We start from the raw sequence: 19018 nt of genomic DNA on the forward strand, positions 1-19018 counted from the left end.
CCCGCTGGGCCGGGTGGAGCAGTGGGCTGGCGGGGCCGCGAGCCCGTTTCGAGACTGAGCCCCATGAATCACCGACAACAATCCGTCGGGTCGCGCGCCCGGTTGCTGGCCGTCCTCGTGGCGGGACTGCTCCTGCTGGCGGGCGTACCGAGCGCGTTCCCGCTCTCCCGCGACGGTGCGAGCGTCCCCGCCGCCGACTGCGTCTCCACACCGGCCGCGTACCGGGCCGCGTGGGAAGCGCGCGAGGTCCGGTGCGTGGCGCCGTCCCTCTTCGGGACCACGCACGACCGGGGCCAGACCTCCCTCTACCCGAGCGGCTTCCGCTATGCATGGGCCGGCTCCAGCACCAACCTGGAGCAGTACCTGAAGCTGCGCGCGCGGTACGGCGACCAGCCGGCCAAGGTCGGCATCGGGGTCCTGTCCTACGTCGGCTACCCGGGACTGGACGACTGGTCGACGCCGACCGATCTGGAGGTCTACACGCTGCCGTCCGGCGTCCGTGCGCTGGTGCCGGCCTTCGAGACCTGGTTCCGGCTGCTCGACGAGGAGTTCGGTACGACGGGGGCGTACCCGCTCGCGGCCCAGCGCGACCTGGTCGTCGCGTACTCCCGGCTGGACCGGGGCGAGGATGTCGTCGGGACGTTCGAGGAGGTCACCGGCTGCCGCCGCGACGCACTGCTCGCGGGTCAGGCTCCCTCGGCGGAGATCGGCTGCGACCGCTCCTTCCTCGGCGCGCTGGCGGCTGCCGGCCCGTCCCCGTACGACGGCGGCGACTCCCGGACGTGCTTCGCGAACTTCCAGACGCGCTACCGGGGCCACCGGGACGCCTCGGCGCTGCGGGGCGCGCTGTTCCAGTGCCAGGACGCCGGATTCCTCAACACCGGTGTGGGGCTGGGGTACAACACGTACGCCAATCCGTTCGTGTGTCGGCCTGCCGACCGGCAGAGCGTGCGGGAGCGGTACACCGGCCGCGAGTTCATCCTGCCGAACGCCCCCTTCACTGCCCTGCCGAGCCATCTCGCCATCCCGCTGGACCTGGGGACACCAGGCCGGCGCGGCTTTCTGCACGCGGGTTACTGCTAGGCGTTTCCTTTGGATCTGGCTGGATCAGGGAGCGGCGTCTGGTGCCGTGCATCGCAAGGCGGAGAGGCGCCGCCGACGCTGGGCTGTCGCCAGCCCAGCGCGAAGCCATCGGGTACATGGGGGAGTGGTATGCGTACCAATGGCTCCGCGGGCGCTACTCCGCCGACGTGGACGAGACCAGCTGGGTATCCAGCAATCGCCGGAAGGCATTCCCCGGGCCGCCCGGAGACGACGGCCTTGGGTTCGACTTCAAGGTTGGCTCTGGCAAGCGGCCCATGAGCGCGAGGCGGAGCCGGGTGCGGACCCCAGTCGACGAGTCGGAGTATCCGCCGTCGGGCCCACACCAGGGCGATCCTGCGCGGGAGTTCACGCAGTCGCTGCAACAGCAGCATCGCGGCATCCCGGTCCTGGACGCTCGCGGCCGTGACCAGCGCCGCCAGCAGCAAGCCCAGGCAGTCCACGACCTGCCCTTTGCGGCCCGCCACCTTCTTCCCGCCGTCCCGGCCGACACTGTCGGAGCCCACAGTGTCGGCCGCCCACAGGGACTGCCAGCGTAGACTGCTGGGCAAATCACAGTTTTTATTATTTTAACCTTGCAATTCTGGCAGGAGCGTAGCCAGAACCGTCGGATCCGGCGTCCGATCTGCCCGGAAGGTTCGCAGCGAGTGGCCGTCGGCAGCCTTGGGAGGGCGCGGGCGGATCACATAGGCGCCAGGAGGAAGATTTCTCGATGACCCGGCCCGATGACCCGCGCACCGCGGCGGCCCGGATGTTCGCCGAGGCCGGCGCGTTCGGCGAGCTTCTGGCCCGGATCGAGTGGGCGGCGACGCCGCTCGGGCCCCCCGAGTCCTGGCCGGGGCCCCTGGTGGACACCCTGCGCCTCATGCTCACCTCTGAGCACGGCATGGCTCTGTACTGGGGCGCCGAATTCGCCACGCTGTACAACCTGGGCTCCTCACCCATTGTCGGCGCCAAACACCCCTGGGCGCTCGGCAGGCCCTATAAGGAGGTGTTCCCCGAGGTCTGGGTCCACCCCGTGAGCTCCCACTTTCACTATGTGACCGACACCCGCAAGTCCCTGCTGATCCCCGATGAGCCGCTCATCATGGAGCGCCACGGCTACCCAGAACAGTGCTACTTCGACTCCGCCTTCCAGCCCGTACTGCTGGACGACGGCACCGTCGGCGGCGTGCTGCAGATCATCACCGAGACCACCGGCCGGGTACTGGGCGAGCGTCGGCTGCGCCTGCTGAGTGAGACCGGCGCCCGCACCGCCGGGCTGCTCACCCCGGGCGAGGTCGCCCGCGTCGTCGCGGAGGTGCTGGGCTCCTATCCCGAGGAGATCCCGTTCCTGAGCCTGTACCTGGCCTCCGAGCCGGGGATGCTGCGGTCGGCGGCCTCCGCCGGGGTCCGGCCGACGCCCGAGGCCGTCTCGCTGAGTGCGGCCGACGGGTCGGAGGTCGCGGCCCGGCTGGCGCAGGTGTTCGCCGACGGTGCCCCTGCCACGCTGCCGGCCGCCGCGCTCACCGGCGGCAACACGGCCGGGCAGCACGCCGCGGCCCCCCGGCTCCCAGTCGAGCAGGCGCTGGCCCTGCCGCTGGACTGCGCGGGCCAGGTGGGGGGCGTCCTGGTGGTGGGCGTCAACCCCTGCTTCCCGCCGGCCGGGGCGTACCGGGACTTTTTGGAGGTGCTCGCCGCCGCCGTGGCCGGGGCGCTGACGGCCGCGCTCGCCCACGACGAGCAGCGCCGACGGGCGGAGGCGCTGGCCGAGCTGGACCGGGCCAAGACCACCTTCTTCGCCAACGTCAGCCACGAGTTCCGCACCCCGCTCACCCTGCTCCTCGGCCCGCTTCAGCAGGCCCTGGCCGACGAGGACCGGCCCGAGCGGCGCGAGCAGCTGGAGCTGGCCGAGCGCGGCGCCCTGCGCCTGCTGAAGCAGGTCAACACCCTCCTGGACGTCGCCAGGGCCGAGGCCGGGCAGATGCGCCCGGCCCTCGAGCCGGTCGACCTCGCCGGTGCCACGGCCGAGCTGGCCGGGGTGTTCCGCTCCGCCTTCGAGGCGGCCGGGCTGACGCTGGAGGTGGACTGCCCGCCGCTGCCCAAGCCGGTGTCCCTGGACCGGGAGATGTGGGAGAAGATCATCCTCAACCTGCTCAGCAACGCCCTGAAGTTCACCTTCACCGGCGGCGCCCGGGTGCAGGTGGCCGCGGCCGGCGACCGGGCCCGGCTGACCGTGACCGACACCGGCATCGGCATCCCCGCGGACGAGTTGCCGCGCCTGTTCGAGCGCTTCCACCGGGTCCGCGGCGCCCGCTCCCGCTCCCACGAGGGCAGCGGCCTTGGCCTGGTCCTGGTGAAGGACCTGGTGGAAGCGCACGGCGGCACCGTCGGCGTGGACAGTCGGCTCGGCCAGGGCACCACCGTCACCATGGACCTCCCCTTCGCCGCCGCCCACCGGCTCCGCCCGGACCCGCCCGCGGCCGGTGCCGAATCCCTCGGGGAAACCCCCAGGGAAGGCGGAGGCGGCCGGCCCGGCCGCGCCGCGGCCTACGTGGACGAGGCGCTGGGCTGGCTGGCGGCCGACCCCGTCCCCGCCGCGGCCACCCCCGCGGCACGCACCCCGCACGCTCCCTCGACCCACGATGCCTCCCACGGCCCCGGCCCGCACGAAACCGACCGCCCCCACCGGGCCCGCCTGCTGGTCGTCGACGACAACGCCGACATGCGCGCCTACCTCACCCAGCTCCTGCAGCCCGACTACGACGTGCTGCTCGCCGCCGACGGCCGGGCCGCCCTGGAGATGGCCCTGGTGCAGCCGGTGGAGCTGGTGCTCAGCGACGTGATGATGCCCCGCATGGACGGCTTCGAGCTGGTCCGGGCGCTGCGCGCCGACCCGCGCACCGCCCGCCTGCCCATCGTCTTGCTCACCGCCCGTGCCGGCGAGGAGGAATCCGTGCAGGGCCGGGACGCCGGCGCCGACGACTACCTGGCCAAACCCTTCTCCGCGCGCCAGCTGCTGGCGCGCGTCCGCACTGGGTTGGAACTGTCCCGGCTGCGCGAACAGGTCCTGACCGAGACCCGCGCCCAGCTGGCCGTGCTGGCCTCCCTGGCCGACGCGGGCCTGCGGCTGTCCGCCACCCTCGACCCGGACCAGGTACTGCAGACTGCCGGCCAGATCCTGTTGCCCGACTTCGCCGACCAGATCAGCATCCACCTCACCGCCGCGGCACCCGCCCCGACGCAGTCGCCCCCGGCATACATCGCCGGCACCCCCCTTCTTGCCCGCGAGGCCCTGGCCGCCGCCGCCACCCACGCGATCAACGGCACCGCCCCAGCCCCAGCCAGCCCGCACCCGGCGCCCGCCGCCGTGCTGGCCCTGCCGCTGCACGCCCACGACCAGACACTGGGGGCCCTGGTACTGGTCCGGCACACCGACTACTCCGCGGTCGAACACAAGTATCTGGAGAACCTCGCCCACCGCCTGGCCCTGGCCTACGACAACTCCACCCGATACCACAACGAGCGCCGCCTCGCCCTGACCCTGCAGCGCGCCCTGCTGCCCCACCGCGTGCCCCAGGTGCCCGGGGTACGCCTGGCCACCCACTACCGGGCCAGCAACCGCGGCGCCGAGGTCGGCGGCGACTGGTACGACGTGCTCGCACTGCCCGACGGTGCCGTGGGGCTGGCCATCGGCGACGTCATGGGCCACGACGTGGAAGCCGCCATCGTGATGGGCCAACTCCGCTCCGCCCTGCACAGCCTCGCGATGGAGGGCGCCGGCCCGGCCCAGGTGCTGGCCAGGCTGGACACCTACCTGCAGTCGCTCGCCACCGAACGCTTCGCCACCTGCCTGTACGCGGTCTACAACCCACACCGCCACCGCCTGCGCTACGCCGCCAGCGGGCACCTGCCGCCCCTGCTGGTAGCCGCCGACACCGCCTACCTGGAGCTGCCCCCGGCGCTGCCGCTGGGACTGGGCAGCACCCCAGTCGACCGCGAGGTGGCGTTCCCGCCCGGCACCAGCCTGCTGCTGTACACCGACGGCCTGGTGGAAAACCGGGCGCTGTCCCTGGACGAACGCCTGGCGGCCCTGCGCCAGACCTGCGGCGCGCTGCCCGCCGCCGCCCGCACCGACCCCCAGCAGATCACCGAACGGGCTCTGGAGCTGCTGAACACCCCCGATCGGGTCGACGACGACACCGCCCTGCTCGCCGCCACCGCCGAACCATCACGTCGAACCGGCGACCCGCATTGATCAAGGTGTTGGAGAGGCGGCGGACGGATCCCGCCGGCCCGTACGCCCGGGGCGAGATCCGTCTCGATGTATTCAAGGCCGCCGATCAGGAGATCACCGGGCAGGTGGAGGCTCTACGGTCCCGCCTGCGCTACGCCGAGCAGATGGCTTCCTTCTCTCTCGGTCGGGTGAAGGATCTGCTGCGGTGGTGGAACTTCCAGCCACCTATGCGGGGTGCTCCTGGGCCCGGGTGTTCGGGCACCGCACGGCGAGGGCCGCGATGTCGTCGTCGAGCATTCCGCCGCTGTAGTGGAGCAGGTCCCGGTGAAGCCGGTCGAGCAGTTCGCGGGGCGGCGCCGAGCCTTCCCGCCGCATCCAGTCCGGCAGGGGGAAGAACTCGCCGGTGCGGTCCCGGGTCTCCGTTACGCCGTCGGTGTAGAGCAGCAGCTGGTCGCCCGGGGCGAAGGCGACGGTGTCGACGCAGTAGCGGTCTCCGATGAGCGTCGCGAGGTTGAGGGGCGGCGAGGGGGCGGTGGGCTCCAGGACGCGGATCTCCCCGCCGTGCACGAGCAGCGGCGGGGGGTGCCCGCAGTTGAGGAGTCTGACGCGGCCGTTGCCGTGCGGGATCTCGGCGAGAAGAGCGGTGGCAAAGTGCTCCGGCAGGTCTTGGGCGGGGAACGCGGCGCTGTGGCGGGTGATGCTGGTCTCCAGGCGATGGATGATGCCCCTCAGGTCTGGCTCGTCGTACGCGGCCTCCCTGAAGCTGCCGATCACCGCCGCGGCCGCTCCGACCGCGGGCAGGCCCTTGCCGCGTACGTCGCCGATGAGCAGCCGGACCCCGTACGGTGTGTCGGCCGCCTCATAGAAGTCCCCGCCGATCCGGGCCTGCTCTTGGGCCGCCAGATACAGCGACTCGATCTCGATGTCCGCGACGAGGTGCGGCAGGGGGCGTAGCAGCACCTTCTGGGCTGTGTCGGCGACGAGTCGGACGTGGAAGAGTGTCTCCTCCCGCTGGAGTCGGACGTGGCTTGCGTATGCGGCCGCCAAGGTGACCGCGACGATCGCAGCCACCGTGTATGGCGTCCCCAGGTCGGTGTAGACGAAGCTGAGGCCGATCATGACCAGCAGGCAGAACGTCCCCAGCAGGATCGTGGGGAGCACAGGCCACATCGCGGCGGCGAGGGCGGGTGCGGCGGGCAGGAGGCGGCTGATGGCGATCCCCCTCGGTGTGGAGAACGCCAGGCCGGCGATGAGGATGGTAAGGATCACCGGTGACAGCTGGGCAGCTTCCCACCGGCCGCCGTAGGGAGGACGACGGCGCCGCAGCCGCCCGGGCGTGATCACAAAATGCATCATATCGGGGCGAAGTAGGCCTTATGCACTCCGAGGTCCGAGCGGCTGGGCTTCCTGCGGACCGATGCGCTTCTTGGCGAATCGGTCCGCAGGAAGCCGCCCGACTCCTCACCCACGGTCCCGTCAGGCCACAGAGTCGTGTGCGACCACCCTCCGCCGGTCCTCTTTATAGAGATGAACCCGAAGCTCCTCAAGGATCACCCCCCGCCGCATCCGCGCCGCTCAACGCCACGTGACGAAGAGGCTTTCTACGCTCGGCAAAAACAGAACGTGAGCGGGTTGCAGACCGCTCCAACGAGCATGACGTACGCATCGAGGCCGTAGTCGCCGGCGGAGGCGGCGAGCCCCGGGTCGGTGTAGGACCGCTCGTTGCCGACGCGGTGACACCCCGCCTCCTCGAACAGATACCGCAGGACTTCGGCCGACCACCCCGGTGTGCGGCTGACCCCCGCCTCGTCGCGGTTGGCCATCGCCACCGGGTCCGGCCAGCGTCAGCTCTAGCCGGTACGCAGGGCGACGAACGAACCGGACGGGACAGGGCCGTTGCGCTGCTCCCACGACGCCACGTCGTCCAGGGTGGGCGTGCTGTCAGGGTCGCGCTCGACCCGGGCGGCGAGCGGCTGCCCCGGCCGGAAGGCATGGGTGAGGTCCGTGAAGACCGCCTTCTCGGTCAGCTCGCGGTACGCCGACCACAGCCGGGGCTCGGGCGCGCCCAAGGTCACCGGGTCTTCTCCAGAAGGAGGCGCGGGGCCTCGGCCGGGCGGTCTTCCGGGGTGGGCTCGGCGTCGACCGGGCGGAGGTCCGGGGCGAGCCCGAGGGCGGCCGACTCCTCGACGGCCGGTTCTCCGGCAGCAGCCACAGCTTCCGCAGCCGCCCCCTGCCTCCGGGTCATCCCCACACCCACCAGCACCACGGCCATCCCCAGCACCACCCGAACGCTCAGGTCCTCGCCCAGGACGACCGCCCCCAGCAGCACGGACACCACCGGCAGCAGATAGCCGACCACGGCGGCGTTGGTCGCGCCCTCGTCGTTGATGATCCGGTAGGTGAGGTGGAAGGTGATCGCGGTGCAGAAGACGCTGAGGACGACGGCCGCGACCAGGACCGTCGGGCCGGGGTCGATCGACTCCAGGCCGCCGATCGGCACGGCGAGGGCGGTCAGTCCGCTCGCGGCGACGAGCTGGGCGGCGGAGAGCGAGATCGTGGGCGTGCCCCTGCGGACCAGGGTGCGGCCCATGTACGTGAACGCGACGGCGTAGCTGGCGGCGGCGCCCAGGATCGCGAGGGCGCCCCAGCCGGTGGCCCCGGTCGTCTGCCAGGGGGCGAAGATGACGATCGTGCCGGTGAAGCCGAGCAGAAGACCCGCCAGCCGTACGGGCCGCAGCCCGCGCTCCGAGCCGAGGGCGAGAGCGAGGGCGATCGACCAGAGCGGGGTCGTGGCGTTCAGGACGCCCGCGAGGCCGGAGTCGACGGTCTGCTGGCCGATGCTGAACAGGGCGAACGGCAGGGCGTTGCAGAAGAAGGCCGCTACGACGATGTGCCGCCAGGCGGCGACGCCCCTCGGCAGCCGGTGCCCCGTCGTACAGCAGGCGACGACGAGGACGAGCGCACCGAGGACACAGCGCGCGAGCGTGACCTGGAGCGGGGAGAGCCCGCGCAGCGCCAGCTCGGTCCAGAGGAAGGTCGAGCCCCACAGCAGGGCGAGCACGGCCACCCGCAATCCACCCCACAGACCCCGAGTACCGCTGTTGTCGCTCATGGCGTTTCCCTCATTCTCGTTTTCTCGTCCCTGTCCTGAAGGTGCCTCAGTTACGTTTTGAGGACAAGCAAATGGTTCTACTCATACTGTTAAGCTGAGCTACATGCTTGATGTGAGGCGACTGCAGGTCCTGCGCGCGGTGGTCACCAGCGGCACGGTCACCGCCGCCGCGGCCCACTTGGGCTACACCCCGTCCGCCGTCAGCCAGCAGGTGGCGGCGCTGGAGAAACAGGCCGGTACGGCGCTGCTCGAGCGGGTCGGCCGCGGGGTGCGCCCCACGGCGGCCGGGCTGCTGCTCACCGAGCACGCGGCGCTGATCGGCTCGGCGGTCGCCCAGGCGGAGACCGCGCTCGCCGACCTCCGCGCCGGACGCACCGGCCGGCTGTCGGTCCGCTACTTCGCGACGGCCGGCTCCACGCTGGTGGCGCCCGCCATGGCCAGACTGCGCGCCGAGCACCCCGGCGTCCGCGTCGACCTCGAACTCACCGACCCGGAGGACCCGTTCCAGGAGGTGGCGCGGGGCCGGGCCGATCTGGCCGTGGTGGTCCAGGCGCAGGACCGCACAGGCGACGGCTTCCGGCTCGTCCACCTCCTCGACGACCCGTACGCGGCCGTACTGCCCCTCGGCCATCCGCTCGCCGGCAAGGAGGTGATCGACCTGCACGAGTTGTCCGGTGAGCAGTGGGTCGGCAGCGAGCCCCCCGGCCCGTGCCTCGAACCCGTCATCGACTCCTGCGCGGCGGCCGGCTTCAGCCCCGACTTCGTCATCCAGAGTGAGGACTACGCCACCGCGCAGGGCTTCGTCGCGGCCGGTCTCGGCGTCGGTCTGATGCCGCGGCTCGGGCTGCGCAACCAGCACCCCGGGGTCGTCGTGCGCCCGGTCCGCAACCCCGAGCCGGTCCGGGTGATCTCGGCCGCCGCCCGGGAGACCGCCCTCGAACAGCCGGCCCTGCTCGGCCTGTTGGACGCGCTGCGGGACGCGGCCGCCACCGCCGACCCGCCCGATGAGCCCCGGTCGGAATGACCGCGGACTGCGGGTCGGCGGGCGGGGGCGTAAGGGGGTCAGGCGCCGTGCGCGCCGTGCGCGGTGGGTACGGCGGCCAGGGAGCACAGGAGCTGCGAGCCGAAGCCGCTGTCCTGCAGGGCGGTGTTCACCGCGTGCAGGTCGTTGACCAGGGCGGGCAGGTCGCGGGGGTCGCGGCGGGAGAGCAGCCACGAGTATCCGTACGCGTCGCGGCTGAACTCCACCGGTACGCTGGCCCGTTCGGAGTCCGCGTCCAGGAGGGCTCGTACCTCCTGCTGGACTTGGGCGAATGCCCCGCCTTCGATGGCGGCGAAGCACACCGCCCCCTGGCCGGTCGGGGTGAAGCCGATCGCGGCCTGGAGGGTGATCGCTGCCGATGGCAGGCCGAAGAGCTGGTCCAGGTCAGGCTTGACCGGCTTGGTCCGGCCGAGCAGGACGTCCAGGAATGCCACGGGTCTCGTCATGCCTCGTCGAGCGGTTTCCCGCCTGCCTCGCCCAGCTGCGCGGAGATCTCCGCGAGCGCCTCGATGCGGCGTTCCAGGCTGGGGTGGGTGGAGAACATGTTGGCCACCGCGGTGCCGGGTCCGAGGGCGGGGGTGAAGAAGAACGCGTTGAACGCCTGGGCGGTGCGCAAGTCCTGGGTGGGGATGCGGGCGATGTCGCCGCTGACTTTGGTCAGCGCCGAGGCCAGGACGGAGGGTTTCCCGGTGAGCATGGCCGCGGCGCGGTCGGCGGCCAGTTCGCGGTAGCGGGACAGCGCCCGGATGAGCAGGAAGCTGATGGCGTAGACGAGGGCGGAGACCGCCATGACGATCGCGAGCAGGGCGGCGGTGTTCTGGTCGCGGTTGCGTCCGCCGAACAGCTGGGAGTAGAAGGCGAAGCGGACGATGAGTCCGGCGATCACGCCCAGGAACGAGGCGATGGTGATCACCGCGACGTCGCGGTGTGCGACGTGGGAGAGCTCGTGGGCGAGGACGCCCTCGAGTTCCTCGGTCTCCAGGCGGCGCAGCAGTCCGGTGGTGACGCAGACGACGGCGTGGTCGGCGTTGCGGCCGGTGGCGAACGCGTTGGGCAGGTCCATCTCGGAGATGGCCACCCGGGGTTTGGGCATGTCCGCGGTGGCGCACAGCCGGTCGATGACCCCGTGCAGCCGGGGCTGTTCCTCGGCGGTGACGAGGCGGCCGTGCATCGCGTAAAGAGCGATCCGGTCCGAGAACCAGAACTGCGCAACCAGCAGCCCCCCGGCGATGACGACCACCAGGACGACGGACTTGAGCAGCACGATCAGTGCGGCGACGAACGCCACGTACACCAGCCCGAGCAGGAACATAGTGACCACCATGCGGGCGTTCAGCTGCCGGTCGGGCTCGAAACGGCTGCGCATCTCCATCACCCCGGGATCAGGCCTTCGCCGGAGAGCAGTTCGCGCACCTGCCGCAGACTGGTGTCCCCGTCGGGCAGCACCAGGTCGGAGGGCGTGATCCTGTCGTCCGGCAGCGGCGTGCCGCGGCTGCGCACCGCGTCCAGCAGGGCCGACAGGGCGGCGGTGAACGCCGCCTCGTCGCCCGCGTCCGCGGCTGCCTGGAGGGCAGAGTCCAGCTCGTTGAGCCGGGTCAGGTGCTTGTCGGCGATCTCGTACTGGCCCTCGCCGAGAATCCGCATGATCATGACGTCTCCTTCTGGTCCGGCCGGTCCTTCGGGAGTTCTGCGCCCTCCACCGCCGGCGGGGCGGAAGCTGCCGGAAGCTGGGCCTTCATCCGGGCCAGCTCCGCCTCCACGTCCTAGCCCGCGGTGACGGCCTCCAGCTCGGCCTGGATGTCGTCACGCCCGGCCGGAAGGGTGGCGTCCTCCAGCGCGCCAGAGGCGATCAGCTCGTCCAGCGCACCCGCGCGTGCCTGCATCTGCTCGGTCTTGTCCTGGGCACGCTGCATAGCCAGGCCGACATCGCCCATCTCCTCACCGATGCCGGTGACGGCCTCGGTGATACGGGTCTGTGCCTCGGCCGCGGTGTACGTGGCCTTGATCGTCTCCTTACGGGTGCGGAACGCATCCACCTTCGCCTGAAGGCGCTGGGCGGCCAGGGTGAGCTTCTCCTCCTGGTCCTTCAGCGACGCCTGCTGGGTCTGCATGTCGCTGATCTGGGAGGCCACGGCCGTGCGGCGGGTGAGCGCCTCACGGGCCAGGTCCTCCCGCCCCACGGCGAGCGCCTGCTCGGCTTGGCCCTGCAGCTTCCCCGTGGACTGCTGCAACTGGGTCACCTGCAGCTCGACGCGCTTGCGGCTGGTCGCCACATCGGCGACGCCGCGCCGCACCTTCTGCAGCATCTGGAGCTGCTGCTCGTAGGAGTAGTCCAGGACCTCGCGCGGGTCCTCAGCCTTGTCCAGTGCCCTGTTCGCCTTGATCCGGAACAGGGCGGCGATGCGGTGAGTAATGCTGGTCATGGCGACCGCCTTCCTTTCAGTCGGCTTGATCGTGGTGCGCGACCCGTGGACGGTCGGGCTCGGGAGGCCGCCTGCGGGCCGAGGCCGTCGCGCAAGGTGTCAGCGGCGGAGTAGACCAGGGCAGCAGCAATGGTGACGGCGCCCCACAGGCCCCAGGCTGCGGCGGGCAGGTCGCCGGCGATGAGCGCGGGAGAAGGAAGCAGCCCCGCCGCGAGAAGGACGGGGGCGGTGCGGTGGATCGAGCTGGCCAGTCCGGATGCGTCGCGCCGACGGCTCCGGGTGAGATGGACGGCGCAGGCGGCGGTGGTCAGGGCTCCCAGGGCGATCAGGGTCCAGGCCAGCACTTCCATGTCCATGCCTACGTCCCCTGCCGTCGCCGTCTGTCTCAGCGGAAGGGCTTGTGGTCGAGTGGGTTGCGGTCCTTGGGTACGTCGTCGTGGCCACGTCTGCGCCCTTGCATGTCATCGCTGCCGTGCATGCCGCGCATCATGAAGAACATCATCAGCGGGCAGGCGAGCGCGATGAGAAGTAAGGCGAGGGTGCCCAGGGGCACACCGAGCGCCAGTGCGCCCACGAGTGCGATGGCGGCCGCAATCGCGTACAGGCCGTAATTCCGGTTGTTCCGCATGGCCGGTCCTCCTCCGTGGGCAGGCGTCAGTGGTTGGTGAGCGGACCGGAGGAGCGCAGGGCCGCAAGACGCCGCTGGTACTCCTCTTCGTCGATGTCGCCGCGGGCGAACCGCTCGGCAAGCAGCTGCTCGGGCGAGGGCCCGGCGTGCATGTGGGTGTGCTCGGGGGCACGGTTCACCGCGCGGAAGAGCAGGACGGCGGCGGTGATGATCAGAGCCCAGAAAAGGATCATGCTGGCAGACATGGCGAACCAGCCCCAGCCGCTGACGTCGTGGTCGTACCAGAACATCATCGCGAGTCACTTCCTCGGGCTCGGGGGCTGCGGGCACGGGACCCGCCGTCCAACCGTTCTCTGTCATTGCCACAGTCGCCCCCGCCCGGGTCGCATGCACAGGGCCGCCCGGTCCTGGGCACCGGGCCGTTCGGCCTCTGCCTGATAGGGGCGGCCGAGAGCGACGCTGAGAGTGTCACTGTGCAGAGAGGACGGTCCTCCATGGGCGTCACCGATGTGGTCGTGGTGATCTCCGCCGTCGTGCTGATCGCCGGTCTGGGGTGGTTCTTCTTCGGGCCGCGCCGTGCCCGTACCGCGCGGCTGGAGGGCGGGGTGCAGCGGGTCGAGGTGACGGTGCGCGGCGGCTACAGCCCCGATGTCATCAAGGTCCGGCAGGGGATTCCGGTGGAGCTGGTCTTCGACCGGCAGGAGAGCGGTGAGTGCACCAACCGGGTGGTCTTCCCTGATCTGCGGGTGAGTGCCGGGCTGCCGGCGTATGCGCGTACCACCGTGCGGGTGCATCCGGCGGAGGCCGGCTCGTTCGGTTTCGCCTGCGGGATGAACATGATCCACGGCACGCTGCTCGTCGAACCGGGCAGTGAGGAAGGCCCTTCGAACGGCCGCGAGGTCCGGGTTGCTGCTGCGTCCGGGGCGCCGGGCAGTGATGCCGCATCGGCCGAGGCCGAGGCAGCAGAGGCCGCCGAGCGGCGCGCGGAGATCAATGACCTGACCCGCCGGGTGGCCCTCGGCGCGGTGCTGACCGCGCCAGTGCTCTTCGCCGTGATGGCGCATGAACTCTTCGGCGCCGACTGGGTCCCAGGCTGGATGCTCAACCACTGGTTCCAGCTGGCTCTGGTCACTCCGGTGATGTTCTACACGGGGTGGCCGATCCACCGCATCGGCTGGCTGACCCTGCGCCACCGCGGCGCGGAAATGAACTCCCTGATCACGCTGGGCACTTCGGCTGCATACGGCTACAGCCTGCTGGTCACCCTCACGCCCTCCCTACTGCCCGAGGACGTGCGCGAGGTGTACTTCGAGGCGGTCGGGGTGATCCTCACCCTGATCCTGCTCGGACGTCTCCTCGAGGCGCGCGCCAAGGCCGGAACCGGCGAGGCCATCCGCGCGCTGCTGGGCCTTCAGGCCCGTACCGCCCGGGTCATACGCGACGGAACCGAGGCCGAAGTCCCCGTGGAAGACGTCGTCGTGGGCGACGAGATCGTGATCCGGCCCGGGGAAAAGATCCCCGTCGACTCCCGGGTGCTGTCCGGGTCCTCGGCGGTGGACGAGTCCATGGTCACCGGCGAACCGATGCCCGCCACCAAACGGGCGGGCGACACGATCATCGGCGCCACCGTCAACACCACCGGTTCCTTGCGGGTACGCGCGAGCAAGGTCGGCACCGACACGATGCTGGCCCAGATCATCCGGCTGGTGCAGCAGGCCCAGGCGTCCAAGGCGCCGATCCAGCGGCTGGCCGACGCGGTCTCCGCCTATTTCGTGCCCGCCGTCATCGCCATCGCCATCGCCACCTTCGCGCTCTGGTACACGGTCGGTCCGGCCCCGGCGCTCACACTCGCCCTGGTATCCGCGGTCGCCGTGCTGATCATCGCCTGCCCCTGCGCACTGGGCCTGGCCACCCCGCTGTCCATCATGGTCGGCACCGGCAAGGGCGCCCAGGCGGGCATCCTCATCCGCTCCGCCGAAGCCCTGGAGACCGCCCACAAACTCGACACCGTCGTCCTGGACAAGACCGGCACCGTCACCGCGGGAAAGCCTGTCCTGACCGATGTTCACGCGGCTGACGGCTTCGAGGAGTCCCAACTGCTGACACTGGTGGCGGCTGCCGAGGCCGACAGTGAGCACCCACTGGCAGGAGCAATCGGCACCGGCGCCCGGGAGCGGAAGCTCACCGTGCCCGCTGCGAGCAGTTTCGACTCGGTCACCGGCAAGGGCGTACAGGCCACCGTCGACGGCCACGCCGTGCTGGTCGGCACCGCCCGCCTGCTCTCGGACGTGGGCATCGACACCAGCGCCCTCGCACCGGTCGCGGCCGAGCTGTCCGCGCAGGGCAAGACGCCCGTACTCGCCGCCGTCGACGGCCGGGCGGCCGGGGTGCTGGCCGTGGCCGACACCGTCAAGGACGACTCCGCCCAGGCCATTGCCGCCCTGCGCCGGCTCGGCATCGACGTGGTCATCCTCACCGGCGACAACACCCGCACGGCCGCCGCCATCGCCCAACAGGTCGGCGTGGGCCGGGTGCTGGCCGAAGTGCTTCCCCAGCACAAGGCCGACGAGATCCGCCGCCTGCAGGGTGAGGGCCGCACCGTGGGCATGGTCGGCGACGGCATCAACGACGCCCCCGCCCTCGCCGCCGCCGATGTCGGGCTGGCCATCGGGACCGGCACCGACGTCGCCATCGAAGCCGCCGACATCACCCTCATCTCCGGCTCCCTGACCGGTGCGGTCACCGCCATCCGGCTCTCCCGCGCCACCATGCGCAACATCCGGCAGAACCTCTTCTTCGCCCTGGTCTACAACGCCGTGGGCATCCCCCTCGCAGCCGGCGCCCTGTACCCGTGGCTCGGTCTGCGGCTCAGCCCGATCATCGCCGCGGCCGCGATGGCGCTGTCCTCCCTGTCCGTGGTCACCAACTCCGGCCGCCTGCGCCGCTGGCACACCGCCCCGCTGCCGACGGCCGAAGCGGTCCCCGTAGAGCCCCGGGCCGAATCCGCCGCCGACCGGACCGAGCCCGAGCCCGAAGCCGCAGGCAATGACGAGCGCAGCGACCACACCGCGGTGGTCGACCCGGTGTGCGGCATGCGCCTTGACCCGGCAGCCGCCGCCGAGCGGCGCGACACTGCCACCGGCAGCCTCTACTTCTGCTCTCCGCAATGCGCAGCCGCCTACGACAGCAACCCCGACCACTACCGTGCACCGGCACCCGGCGGAGCGCACGGAGATTGAACCCCACTGACCACCGCGCCCAGCGGAGCGCCACCGTTCCGCCCGCTCGACGTCCCATGCGTCACTGTGTCCCCTACCTCGGCTACTTCGTCGGCGTCGGCCTGATCAGCGGAGGCGTGGTCCACCATCCGCTCGACCCTGCCCGCTACACGCGGATCGCCTGTTATGGCGAGCAACGCTCCGGGCTTCGAGGAGTACGTCATCCACAGCCCGAGATTCGCTCCCTCTTCTTGAGCAGGATGTTGTAGCTGACGTCCTCGAGTACGGATCGGCCTTCCGCCACGCTGGAGTCGCAGTTGGACCAGGTGCCGCGCGGATGCCCGCAGTGACCGGCGGTGATCAAGGCAATCAGGACTCATGGAAGGCCGAATTGCGCATCCTCAGCAGCGTCGGAGGGGTGCGCATGGTCAGGCACGTCAGGCACGCGTACAACTCACCACGAAGCACAGCATCAGCGGAAGGCCATGCCCAAGTGTCATGAACTGGGGAAACATCACTCACGGTTGGCAGGGGCAGCAGCCGGCATTCGCCGGAGTCGTCATGTCGCAGGTCCCGGCACAGCTCGCCCCTCTCATCCTTGGCCGGGATGGCGGCGTGATCCCCTTCGTCCACCCGCACGTGCTGGGCTCGGACGCACGGCCTCAGCCCGGATTCGCGCCGTGGCCGTCATGAGCGGCGTCCGCTTGGATTGCGGCCTGCGCGATGTTGCGGGCCATACCGCCGAACACGACCGCATGGAACGGCGACACGCTCCACCAGTAGACATGCCCGAGCAGACCGTGCGGGTGGAACAGCGCCCGCTGCCGGTAGCGTGCCCGGCCTTGTTCGTCCTGGTCGCAGTTCATCTCCAGCCAGGCGAGCCCCGGCAGGCGCATCTCTGCACGCAACCGCAGCAGTGCGCCCGGTTCGATCTCCTCCACGCGCCAGAAGTCCAGCGAGTCCCCGACCCGGAGCCGTGCCGCGTCCCGGCGGCCACGGCGGAGTCCGGTGCCTCCGACCAGCCGGTCGAGCCAGCCTCGTACGGCCCAGGCGAGCGGGAAGGAGTACCAGCCGTTGTCACCGCCGATCCCCTCGATGACCTGCCACAGTGCGTTCGGTGAGGCGTCGACAGCGAGCGCGCGTCGGTCGACGTAGAGACTGCCTCCGGCCCAGTCCGGGTCCGAGGGCAGTGGATCGCTCGGAGCGCCGGGCAGCGAGGCGGAGGACCAGCGGGTGGCGACCTGAGCGTCGCGTACGCGCTGAAGGGCCAGGGTGAGCGCCTGGTCGAAGCCGATCGGTGCACCAGGCGGATCGGGTACGTACCGGGCGATCTCGTGCTCGCGGCAGATGACCTCGTGCCGCAGCGACTCGACCAGCGGCCGGGCGAGGGAGGGGGGAACGGGAGTAATCAGGCCGACCCATAGGCCGGAGAGACGGGGCGTCAGCATCGGTACACGCAGGATGAAGCGGTGGGGCAGGCGGGCCACTACCGCGTACCGCTGCATCATCTGCTCGTATGTCATGATGTCGGGCCCGCCGAGGTCGAACGCGCGGTTCACCTCGTCGGGCATCCGTGCACTACCCACCAGATACCGCAGCACGTCCCGGACACCGATCGGCTGGATGCGGGTGCTGACCCAGCTCGGGGTGACCATGACCGGCAGCCGCTCGGTGAGGTAGCGCAGCATCTCGAAGGACGCCGAACCGGAGCCGATGATGACAGCGGCGCGGAGCACGGTCGCCGGCACAGCCGAGCGAAGGAAGATCTCGCCGACCTCGGCGCGGGACCGCAGATGGGGCGACAGTTCACTTTCCGGCACATCGGCCGGGGTCAGCCCGCCCAGGTAGACGATGCGCCGTACGCCCGCAGCGCGAGCCCGCTCGGCAAACACCTGGGCTGCCTTGCGGTCGGTCTCCTCAAAATCGTCTCCGGCCCGCAGGGCATGCACGAGGTAGTAGGCGACATCGATACCGCGCAGAGCGGACCCGACCGAATCAGGATCGGTCACATCCCCGCGAACCGCCTCGGCGTGCCCTGCCCACGGATGGTCGCGCAGCTTGTCCGGAGACCGGGCCATGCACCGTACGCGGTAACCGGCGTCCAGCAATTCGGGAACCAGCCGGCCTCCGATATACCCCGTCGCGCCTGTCACCAGACAGTGCAGGCTTCGCGTGTCCCGGCTGCTCATGGAAGCCTCCGATCCGCAGGGGTACGTCAATGCCACTCTCGCCCCTGTCGACGGATTTCGCTCATGAGGCAGCAGCGGATGTGCTGCCGCCCTCCGTAGGCGCTCGGGACCGGGACGTGTCGGCTGAGCGGAGGGTCTCCGGAATGCGGCCCTGCGCCCGCGAGGCGCCCTCGCTTTCCCCCGGACCAAGATCCAGTGGGCACGCAGTGGACGCGACGTGTCCGAAATGATGCTTATGGTCGATGAGTCGCGGGCGACCCGGAAAGTGATCAGGGTGGGCGCCGTCGCGCGCGGTGGGAAATCGGGGGCTTGAGGCCCTGGGTGGGCTCGCTGATCCGGCTTCGTGCCGCATCTCGTCGCGCGGGCTCTCGCGGTGAATGTTGGTGATGTATCATGGGTATGTACATCGTGGACTCTCGGGTGGGGTGGTGATATGTCCGTTACCCAGATCGACCTTGATGACGAGGCGCTGGCTGAGGCGATGCGCCTGATGGGTGTGACCACGAAGAAGGAGACCGTCAACGCGGCTCTGCGGGACTATGTGGCCCGTATCAGGAGGCTTGAGGCCGCGGAGAAGTTGGCTGAGCGGGGCGAGCGCGGCGAGTTCGAGGAGGCCGCAGCCGCTTACGACGCTGCTAAGCGCGCGCGGCGGGCGGCCTTTGAGTGATCACCTATCTCGTTGATACCTCTGCGTTGTGGCACCTGTTCCGTACCCCTGGGGCGCTGCGTTCCTGGGAGGGGCACGTCGCCGCCGGGGTGTTCCGTATCTGCGAGCCCACGCGCACCGAGTTCCTGTACTCGGCCACCAGCCCGGCTCATCGCGACGAGTTGGCCGGGGAGTTGGATGCTCTTTGCCAGCTCTCGCCGGTCCCGAAGAACGCGTGGCGCTGGGTCGACACCGCCCAGTACAAGCTCACGCAACGCGGACAACACCGGGCCGCGGGAGCCATCGACCTCCTGGTCTGCGCGACAGCGGTCCACCACGGTCACACCGTGCTCCACGTGGACAATGACTTCGTCACTGTGGCGGTGGTCCTCAAGGAAGTACAGCAGAGGGACGTCCGCGCCTGACCGCGATACGTTTCAGCC

16 protein-coding genes and 3 pseudogenes are annotated in these 19018 nt (G+C 70.6%); 6 read left to right on the plus strand and 13 right to left on the minus strand.

Features of this window, described 5'->3' with window-relative positions; all coding sequences use genetic code 11:
• The first annotated feature begins 63 nt into the window (after positions 1 to 63).
• Positions 64 to 1083 carry a hypothetical protein gene (locus OG905_RS27595; RefSeq protein WP_328678034.1) on the plus strand — a complete coding sequence of 340 codons (1020 nt, stop codon included), beginning with the start codon at positions 64 to 66 and terminating at the stop codon, positions 1081 to 1083.
• A 392-nt stretch (positions 1084 to 1475) separates the two neighbouring features.
• On the opposite strand, the pseudogene OG905_RS27600 reads toward OG905_RS27595, so the two are convergent.
• Positions 1476 to 1604, minus strand: a pseudogene (locus OG905_RS27600) (IS5 family transposase); the annotation flags it as partial.
• A 209-nt stretch (positions 1605 to 1813) separates the two neighbouring features.
• Here OG905_RS27600 and OG905_RS27605 point away from each other — a divergent pair.
• Complete coding sequence (locus tag OG905_RS27605) at positions 1814 to 5338, plus strand: SpoIIE family protein phosphatase (protein WP_328678037.1); 3525 nt, start codon at positions 1814 to 1816, stop codon at positions 5336 to 5338.
• A gap of 204 nt (positions 5339 to 5542) precedes the next feature.
• Here the strand turns inward: OG905_RS27605 and OG905_RS27610 are convergent, their stop codons facing one another.
• The 4 genes from OG905_RS27610 to OG905_RS27625 all read right to left on the minus strand — a co-directional run bounded on the left by OG905_RS27610 (position 5543) and on the right by OG905_RS27625 (position 8429).
• A complete protein-coding gene (locus tag OG905_RS27610) occupies positions 5543 to 6586 on the minus strand; it encodes a PP2C family protein-serine/threonine phosphatase (RefSeq protein ID WP_328678040.1) in 1044 nt (347 codons plus the stop codon).
• 332 nt (positions 6587 to 6918) lie between these two features.
• Positions 6919 to 7140 carry a hypothetical protein gene (locus OG905_RS27615; protein WP_328678042.1) on the minus strand — a complete coding sequence of 74 codons (222 nt, stop codon included), beginning with the start codon at positions 7138 to 7140 and terminating at the stop codon, positions 6919 to 6921.
• A gap of 27 nt (positions 7141 to 7167) precedes the next feature.
• Positions 7168 to 7392 carry a cyclase family protein gene (locus OG905_RS27620; protein WP_328678043.1) on the minus strand — a complete coding sequence of 75 codons (225 nt, stop codon included), beginning with the start codon at positions 7390 to 7392 and terminating at the stop codon, positions 7168 to 7170.
• Positions 7389 to 8429, minus strand: coding sequence for a DMT family transporter (locus OG905_RS27625; protein ID WP_328678044.1), 1041 nt, complete (start codon positions 8427 to 8429; stop codon positions 7389 to 7391). Before OG905_RS27625 ends, OG905_RS27620 begins: the two co-directional genes overlap by 4 nt.
• 103 nt (positions 8430 to 8532) lie before the next feature.
• Between OG905_RS27625 and OG905_RS27630 the strand changes: the two genes are divergently transcribed.
• Positions 8533 to 9453, plus strand: a complete 921-nt coding sequence (locus OG905_RS27630; RefSeq protein WP_328678047.1) for a LysR family transcriptional regulator — start codon at positions 8533 to 8535, stop codon at positions 9451 to 9453.
• Positions 9454 to 9524: 71 nt separating this feature from the next.
• On the opposite strand, the pseudogene pspAB reads toward OG905_RS27630, so the two are convergent.
• The 7 genes and pseudogenes from pspAB to OG905_RS27665 form a co-directional block, all read right to left on the minus strand.
• Positions 9525 to 9905 (minus strand): annotated as a pseudogene (pspAB, locus tag OG905_RS27635) (PspA-associated protein PspAB); the annotation flags it as partial.
• An 8-nt stretch (positions 9906 to 9913) separates the two neighbouring features.
• On the minus strand, positions 9914 to 10837 hold the full coding sequence (gene htpX, locus OG905_RS27640) for a zinc metalloprotease HtpX (protein ID WP_328678048.1): 924 nt from the start codon (positions 10835 to 10837) through the stop codon (positions 9914 to 9916).
• Positions 10838 to 10842: 5 nt separating this feature from the next.
• A complete protein-coding gene (pspAA, locus tag OG905_RS27645) occupies positions 10843 to 11121 on the minus strand; it encodes a PspA-associated protein PspAA (RefSeq protein ID WP_328678049.1) in 279 nt (92 codons plus the stop codon).
• Positions 11118 to 11894: pseudogene (locus OG905_RS27650) on the minus strand (PspA/IM30 family protein). The gene pspAA and the pseudogene OG905_RS27650 overlap by 4 nt, the downstream one beginning before the upstream one ends.
• Positions 11891 to 12250 carry a hypothetical protein gene (locus OG905_RS27655; RefSeq protein ID WP_328678050.1) on the minus strand — a complete coding sequence of 120 codons (360 nt, stop codon included), beginning with the start codon at positions 12248 to 12250 and terminating at the stop codon, positions 11891 to 11893. The pseudogene OG905_RS27650 and the gene OG905_RS27655 overlap by 4 nt, the downstream one beginning before the upstream one ends.
• A 29-nt stretch (positions 12251 to 12279) precedes the next feature.
• Positions 12280 to 12522, minus strand: a complete 243-nt coding sequence (locus OG905_RS27660; protein WP_328678052.1) for a DUF2933 domain-containing protein — start codon at positions 12520 to 12522, stop codon at positions 12280 to 12282.
• A 26-nt stretch (positions 12523 to 12548) separates the two neighbouring features.
• A complete protein-coding gene (locus OG905_RS27665; RefSeq protein ID WP_328678054.1) occupies positions 12549 to 12815 on the minus strand; it encodes an SHOCT domain-containing protein in 267 nt (88 codons plus the stop codon).
• 201 nt (positions 12816 to 13016) lie between these two features.
• Here OG905_RS27665 and OG905_RS27670 point away from each other — a divergent pair, with 201 nt between their 5' ends.
• Positions 13017 to 15761 (plus strand): heavy metal translocating P-type ATPase, encoded by a 2745-nt coding sequence (locus tag OG905_RS27670; protein ID WP_328678056.1) that lies wholly within the window; start codon positions 13017 to 13019, stop codon positions 15759 to 15761.
• Positions 15762 to 16402: 641 nt separating this feature from the next.
• On the opposite strand, the gene OG905_RS27675 is transcribed toward OG905_RS27670, so the two are convergent.
• Positions 16403 to 17929 (minus strand): SDR family oxidoreductase, encoded by a 1527-nt coding sequence (locus OG905_RS27675; RefSeq protein ID WP_328678058.1) that lies wholly within the window; start codon positions 17927 to 17929, stop codon positions 16403 to 16405.
• Positions 17930 to 18362: 433 nt separating this feature from the next.
• Between OG905_RS27675 and OG905_RS27680 the strand changes: the two genes are divergently transcribed.
• Positions 18363 to 18596 carry a type II toxin-antitoxin system VapB family antitoxin gene (locus tag OG905_RS27680; protein ID WP_175331083.1) on the plus strand — a complete coding sequence of 78 codons (234 nt, stop codon included), beginning with the start codon at positions 18363 to 18365 and terminating at the stop codon, positions 18594 to 18596.
• Positions 18593 to 19000 (plus strand): PIN domain nuclease, encoded by a 408-nt coding sequence (locus tag OG905_RS27685; RefSeq protein ID WP_328678064.1) that lies wholly within the window; start codon positions 18593 to 18595, stop codon positions 18998 to 19000. The genes OG905_RS27680 and OG905_RS27685 overlap by 4 nt, the downstream gene beginning before the upstream one ends.
• The last annotated feature ends 18 nt before the right edge of the window (positions 19001 to 19018 follow it).

Source organism: Streptomyces sp. NBC_00322 (assembly GCF_036147535.1).
Classification (GTDB): Bacteria; Actinomycetota; Actinomycetes; order Streptomycetales; family Streptomycetaceae; genus Streptomyces.

Coding starts and splice junctions, on each gene's coding strand:
- OG905_RS27665 (WP_328678054.1), bottom strand. CDS start 12,815: ATGATGTTCTGGTACGACCACGACGTCAGCGGCTGGGGCTGGTTCGCC.
- OG905_RS27595 (WP_328678034.1), top strand. CDS start 64: ATGAATCACCGACAACAATCCGTCGGGTCGCGCGCCCGGTTGCTGGCC.
- pspAA (WP_328678049.1), bottom strand. CDS start 11,121: ATGATCATGCGGATTCTCGGCGAGGGCCAGTACGAGATCGCCGACAAG.
- OG905_RS27605 (WP_328678037.1), top strand. CDS start 1,814: ATGACCCGGCCCGATGACCCGCGCACCGCGGCGGCCCGGATGTTCGCC.
- OG905_RS27675 (WP_328678058.1), bottom strand. CDS start 17,929: ATGAGCAGCCGGGACACGCGAAGCCTGCACTGTCTGGTGACAGGCGCG.
- OG905_RS27670 (WP_328678056.1), top strand. CDS start 13,017: ATGGGCGTCACCGATGTGGTCGTGGTGATCTCCGCCGTCGTGCTGATC.
- OG905_RS27615 (WP_328678042.1), bottom strand. CDS start 7,140: ATGGCCAACCGCGACGAGGCGGGGGTCAGCCGCACACCGGGGTGGTCG.
- OG905_RS27625 (WP_328678044.1), bottom strand. CDS start 8,429: ATGAGCGACAACAGCGGTACTCGGGGTCTGTGGGGTGGATTGCGGGTG.
- htpX (WP_328678048.1), bottom strand. CDS start 10,837: ATGCGCAGCCGTTTCGAGCCCGACCGGCAGCTGAACGCCCGCATGGTG.
- OG905_RS27680 (WP_175331083.1), top strand. CDS start 18,363: ATGTCCGTTACCCAGATCGACCTTGATGACGAGGCGCTGGCTGAGGCG.
- OG905_RS27630 (WP_328678047.1), top strand. CDS start 8,533: ATGCTTGATGTGAGGCGACTGCAGGTCCTGCGCGCGGTGGTCACCAGC.
- OG905_RS27660 (WP_328678052.1), bottom strand. CDS start 12,522: ATGCGGAACAACCGGAATTACGGCCTGTACGCGATTGCGGCCGCCATC.
- OG905_RS27655 (WP_328678050.1), bottom strand. CDS start 12,250: ATGGACATGGAAGTGCTGGCCTGGACCCTGATCGCCCTGGGAGCCCTG.